This is a genomic window from Amycolatopsis rhizosphaerae, from assembly GCF_007713715.1.
In the GTDB taxonomy this organism is placed as follows: domain Bacteria; phylum Actinomycetota; class Actinomycetes; order Mycobacteriales; family Pseudonocardiaceae; genus Amycolatopsis_E; species Amycolatopsis_E rhizosphaerae.
The window spans coordinates 1-3,609 of record NZ_VJWX01000631.1 but is presented as its reverse complement, the minus strand read 5'-3'; the positions used below and the strand labels follow the sequence as shown (position 1 = coordinate 3,609).

Sequence of the window (3,609 nt, the reverse complement as noted above, 5' to 3'; positions counted from 1 at the left end):
CGCCACCTCATAGGCCACCGGAACCCCGCCACGGGGCAGCCCGAGCACGACGATGTCCTGCCCCTGGTAGTCCCGCAGGCGCTCGGCCAGCCGGCGCCCCGCTTCCGTTCGATCACTGAAAGGCATGAGTCTCTCCGCGGGCGCGGCGACAAGAAGACGATTCGAGTCTGCGCCCGGCCCCGGCCCGCTGTCTGGGGCCGAAAGTCACCGCCTGCGCCCCCGGCGGGCCGGGGATGGACCTTCGGCCCTATGCGCCTTCCCACCCCGGGCCGCACGCTGGCCGAAGACAGCCGCCACCGGAGGGGAGTCGTAGGCGATGACCAGCACACAGGCGCGGCCCGACCTGCTCGCCGACCGGTTCGCACCCCGCTACGACGTGCTGCAGGCACGCCATCTCCTGGTGGAGGCACCCGTCGAGCGAACCTATTCCGCCCTGCGCAGCCTCGATTTCACCGAAATCGGCGGCGGCCTGGTCAACCTCGCGTTCTGGGCCCGCGGCCTGCCCGAACGCTGGAAGAACCGGCACCACCGGATGCCGCGCGTCCCCACCCGGCTGACCTTCGACGACCTGGTCACCGGCTCGGAATGGGCGATCCTTGGCGAACGGCCGGGCTCGGAGATCGTGCTCGGCGTGGCAGGCCAGTTCTGGAAGCCGGTGGTGGTGTGGCGCCGCGTCGAACCCGACCGGTTCATCGACTTCGCCGAACCGGGATTCGGCAAGATCGTGCTCTCGCTGTCCGCGGCACCCTACGGCGGAACCCACACGCTGCTCACCTACGACGCGCGCGTCATCCTCGGAGACGGCTGGAGCCGCGCGAAGTTCTGGGTGTACTGGACGACGGTCTCCCCGTTCATCCGCGCCATCCAGACCGCCACCCTCCGCACGATCGCACGCCACGCCGAGGCCGCCGAACCCAAGGCGTGACGCGGCACCGTGAAACAAACGCGCCGCTAACCACCTCAGCGGGCGACGGCGAAGGCGGCGAGGAGCGTCGCGGCGGCGAGGCTGCCCCAGAGGGCGGCCGGGCCGTGGGACGCGAGAGCGGTGATGACCGCCGGGGAGACGGCGAGGCCGAAGCCCGTGGAGAGCTGGAAACGGGAGAGGGCGCGTCCCAGGACCTGCGCCGGGGCGAGGGCGGTGACGAGCGCGGTGGCGCTGCCCGCGTAGATGATCTCGCCGAGCGTGCAGACCACGGACACCGCGGCGACGGCCGGGGCACCCCAGCCGTGTCCCAGGGAGACGGCCGCGAGGAAACCGAGGTAGGACGTGGTGAGCACCACGCCGCCGAGAGCCAGCACGGACCGGCGGGGGAAGCGGGACAGCAGGACGGTGACCGGAACCTGCAGGGTCACCACCAGCACCGTGTTGGCCACGAAGACGGCCGCCGACCACACCGGGGAGGCGTGCATCTGCGTCACCAGGACCAGCGGGAGCGCGATTTCGGTGAGATTGAGGCAGAAGACGTAGACCACGTTGGCGGCCAGCAGCGCGCGCATCCGGGGTGCGGGCTCGTCGTCCCTGTCCTTGGCCCTGTTCGGTTCCTCGGCGGCGGCCGGATGAGCGTGCACCCGGACCGACCACGCCAAGGCCGCCGCGGCGAGGTAGGCGAGCCCGGTGACGGCTGCCGACGCCCGCACTGCGGTGGTGCCGCCCGCCAGGCAAGCGGTGGCGAGGAGGGCGCCCGCACCCAGGCCCGCGTTGCGCAGGGCGCGGCCCCCCGCGAGGGCGGCGTCACGTTCCCGGCCGTGGGCGACCGTGGCCACGAGGGCGGCGTGGGCGGCCGGCCAGGCCTGGTTGCCGATGCCGAGGAAGAGCGCCGCGGTCGCGAACAGCCAGACGTTCCCCGCCGGGGTGGCCAGCAGCAGCGCCACACCCAGCACCCGCACCAGCATCGACGCCGCCACGACCGTGCTGCGTGCACCCCGGTCCAGCCATCGGCCCACCGCGGGCATGCACACGAGACCCGCGACGGCGCCGGCTGTCATGGCGGTCCCGGTGACCGGCGCGGACAGCCTGAGCACCGTCACCCCGTAGAGCAGTAAAAAGGGCCGCAGCAGGCCGGTGCCGAGCGCGTCCACCGCCAGGGCGATGGTGTAGCGGGGGCCTCCGGAAGCCCGGACAAGGGCACGGGGCCGGATCTTGGTGACGGTTGCCATGGTGTCAACGGTGTATTCGGCCCCCGGGCTTGCCACGTCGATTGACGGACACCGTCAACCGACGCCGTCGCCGGCCTTCCAGGCGGCGATGATGGCGGGATGACGCTGCGCATCGACATCACCGGACTACCGGCCGAGCGGCTGCGGTTCGCCGCCTCCCCGCTGGCCGAGCTGACCGCGATGCTGCACGTCCTGGCCGAACCCGGGCATCACCCTCGGCTGGCCGGCTGGGCCGCGAACGTCTGGGCCGGGCTGCCGCCGGAACTGGCCGAGCGATTGCGGGAGGCGGAGTTCCTCTGGCGGTCCTCACGAGCCGATTTCCTGGTCCCCGCCCGGCCTCGGCAGACGCTTACCGAGGAGCTGGACGATGTGGACCGCATCGACGACGAGACCTATGTGACCTCCGCGCTCACCACCACGTGCGGCAACAACCGGGTTTTCTTCGGTGCGCCGTCGCCGCTCGCCGACACGACCGCCCGCGAGCGGGCCCTGGAACGGGCCCAGGCCCGCGGCGCACTCCAAGAGGCCTTCGCGGAGCGGCTGCTCGCGGATCCGGCGACGGTGCGGGCGCGGGTGCGCCACACGCTCGAACAGTGCGCCGAGACGTTCTTCGACGCCGCCTGGACGGGCATCGCCGTGCAACTGGCCACTGATCTGCGCCTGAAGAACGACCTGCTGAAGCGCCAGGGCATCAGGGCGGCACTTGCCTCGGTCTCCGGCGCGGTCACCCTGGCACCGGACGGCGACCGCATCGTCGTGGACAAGTTGCAGGACAAGGCGACCGCCGCCCACAGCACCGGGGTGACCTTCCTCCCCACTGTCTTCGGCCGCCCGCACCTGGTGGTGATCCACGCCCCTGGATGGCGGCCGGTGGTGCAGTACCCCGTCACCGAGCCGAGTCCGTCAGAGCCGGTGCCGCTGGAAACGGTCACCCTCCGGCTGGAGGCACTCGCACATCCGGTACGGCTGCGGCTGCTGCGCACCCTGGCCCGCGGCCCGCACACCACCGGCGAGCTGGCCCACGCCTGGGAACTCTCGCCCCCGGAGGTCTCCCGCCACCTCGCCGTCCTGCGCCGCGCGGGCCTGCTCACATCCCGGCGGCACGGGCGCTACGTCCACTACAGCCTCAACCTGCCCGAGATGACGACACTGGGCACAGACCTGCTGGCGGCCGTCCTGCGCTGAACGCACCCGCGGCCCTCCTCAGAAGCTCTTTTTACGGGGTATCTGGCGAAAATAGCGGCGGCCGGAACGGCCGCCGCACCCGGCGCTGTATAGGTCGTTATACACTTGAGTGGTCATCGAAGCCGCCGGTGTGCATACGCCTCGATGGCCGCGGCGAGCCATACCGGCAGGGCCGGATCGGCCTCCGCGGCCATCGCCCGCTGGCGCGGATCGGTGGCATACAGGCCGCCCATCGCCGCGTAGGCCGCGGCGGTCGGCCGCCAGTAC

Annotated in this window: 4 protein-coding genes; 2 read left to right on the top strand and 2 right to left on the bottom strand. The window is 72.0% G+C overall.

All coding sequences use genetic code 11. The features are described from left to right. Nucleotides 1-316 precede the first annotated feature (316 nt). A complete protein-coding gene (locus FNH05_RS34540; RefSeq protein ID WP_186382885.1) occupies nt 317-925 on the top strand; it encodes a hypothetical protein in 609 nt (202 codons plus the stop codon). Between the two features lie 35 nt (nt 926-960). Here FNH05_RS34540 and FNH05_RS34535 read toward each other — a convergent pair whose 3' ends face one another. After that, nucleotides 961-2,157 carry an MFS transporter gene (locus tag FNH05_RS34535; protein ID WP_144593054.1) on the bottom strand — a complete coding sequence of 399 codons (1,197 nt, stop codon included), beginning with the start codon at nt 2,155-2,157 and terminating at the stop codon, nt 961-963. A 99-nt stretch (nt 2,158-2,256) separates the two neighbouring features. Between FNH05_RS34535 and FNH05_RS34530 the strand changes: the two genes are divergently transcribed. Continuing rightward, nucleotides 2,257-3,342 carry a DUF5937 family protein gene (locus FNH05_RS34530; protein ID WP_144593053.1) on the top strand — a complete coding sequence of 362 codons (1,086 nt, stop codon included), beginning with the start codon at nt 2,257-2,259 and terminating at the stop codon, nt 3,340-3,342. A gap of 113 nt (nt 3,343-3,455) precedes the next feature. Here the strand turns inward: FNH05_RS34530 and FNH05_RS39935 are convergent. Further along, nucleotides 3,456-3,609, bottom strand: a 154-nt coding sequence (locus FNH05_RS39935; RefSeq protein ID WP_342781651.1) for a TipAS antibiotic-recognition domain-containing protein, incomplete at its 5' end; no start/stop codon positions are given.